This window comes from Streptomyces sp. NPDC057428 (genome assembly GCF_042803195.1).
Taxonomy (GTDB): domain Bacteria; phylum Actinomycetota; class Actinomycetes; order Streptomycetales; family Streptomycetaceae; genus Streptomyces.
In genome coordinates, this window is sequence record NZ_JBHVCT010000215.1 from 1 (window position 1) to 1,803 (window position 1,803).

General features: G+C 68.3%; 1 protein-coding gene. It reads left to right on the forward strand.

Annotation, left to right across the window (positions count from 1 at the left end; genetic code table 11):
- Nucleotides 1-122: 122 nt before the first annotated feature.
- Nucleotides 123-1,760: an IS1182 family transposase gene (locus tag ACFU5K_RS31830; protein ID WP_384068208.1), complete on the forward strand. Its 1,638-nt coding sequence runs from the start codon at nucleotides 123-125 to the stop codon at nucleotides 1,758-1,760.
- Nucleotides 1,761-1,803 lie beyond the last annotated feature (43 nt).

The window sequence follows — 1,803 nt, forward strand, 5'->3', positions numbered from 1 at the left end:
AGGACTCCGTTGGGAAATCCGCAAAGCGACACCCCCGGGCGATGGGGGGGCTGGCATGATCGTCCTGTCCGTCAGTGGGAGGGTGGGGCTGGATGTCGTTGGAGTCGTGGGATGACCGTGGGGTGCCTGAGCTGACGGCCCGGGTGGTGCGGGCCTCGTTCCCCAGAGGGGCCCTGGCCATTCGGATCCGGGAAGTTCTCGGTGCGCTGTTCACGGACGAAGATTTCGCGGCAGCCTTCCCTGGTCGGGGTCGGCCCGCGATCTCGCCGGGAGCTCTGGCGCTGGTGTCGGTGCTGCAGTATGCCGAGGGGCTGTCCGACCGGCAGGCCGCTGACCAGGTGCGGGCCCGGATGGACTGGAAGTTCCTCCTCGGGCTGGAGCTCGACGATCCCGGTTTCGACTTCACGGTTCTGGGCGACTTCCGCTCCCGCCTGATCGAGCATGACCTGGAAGAGCAGGTCCTGGAGGTGGTGCTGGCCCGGCTGTCGGACACCGGGCTGCTGCGTGCCGGCGGGCGGCAACGCACCGACTCCACTCATGTGCTGGCCGCGGTGCGCACTCTGAACAGGATGGAGTTCGTCGGCGAGGCGCTGCGGGCGGCGCTGGAGGTCCTGGCCGCAGCTGCTCCCGGCTGGCTGACCGGGTTGATTGACGCCTCGTGGGTGGAACGCTACGGAGCCAAGATCGACAACTACCGTTTCCCGAAAGGGGAGAACGTCCGCCGGGAATGGGCCGAGCAGGTCGGCCGGGACGGCTTCGCGCTCCTGGACGCCGTCGATCAGTCCGCTGCCCCACTCTGGCTGCGTGAGATCCCGGCAGTGCAGGTCCTGCGTCGCACCTGGGGCGAGCAGTACCACCGAGATACGAAGGGGGTGCGCTGGCGGGAGGGCAAGGACCTCCCGCCGGGCAGACGGCGGCTGGCCTCCCCTTACGACCTCGATGCGCGCTACGGCGTCAAGCGCGGATCCGGCTGGACAGGCTACAAGGCCCACCTCACCGAAACCTGCGAACCGGACGCACCCCACCTGATCACCAACGTGGAAACCACGGACGCGACCGTGGACGACACCGAGATGACCCAGGCCATTCACCAGCACCTGGAAAAGCGCCAGTTGGCGCCGGATGAGCACGTGGTGGACTCCGGCTATGTCACCGCCGCCCACATCCTCACCGCCCACAACGACCACGGCATCACCCTGCTCGGCCCGGTCGGCGCCGACACCCACCACGCCAAACGCGGCGACGGCGAACACGCACCGGACCTGACACAGGCCGCCTTCTCTGTGAACTGGGACGCCAAGACAGTCACCTGCCCCCAGGGAGCGGTCAGCGCCAGCTGGTCCGACCAGCGCAAACCCAGCGGCACCCCCATCACCCGGGTGCACTTCGCGCACGCCGACTGCGCCCCATGCCCCCTGCGGTCCCGGTGCACCAAGGCGGCGAACGGCACGTGGGGACGCAGCCTGACCCTGCTGCCACGAGAGCAACAGGAAGTCCTTGCCCGGCAACGTTCCGAGCAGCAGACCGCGGAGTGGAAAGCCCGCTACGACATCCGCGCCGGCGTCGAGGGCACCATCTCCCAGGCCGTCCGCCGCACCCGACTTCGGCGCACGCCCTACCGCGGACAGCCCAAGACCCATCTCGCAAACGTCCTATCCGCCACCGCCATCAACCTCATCCGCGTCGACGCCTGGCTGAACAACACCCCGCTCGGCACAACCCGCCTCTCTCACCTCGCCCGCCTCGACCTTGTTGCATGACCATGCCAGGAAGCCCGAATCACGGATTCCCCAACGGAGTCCT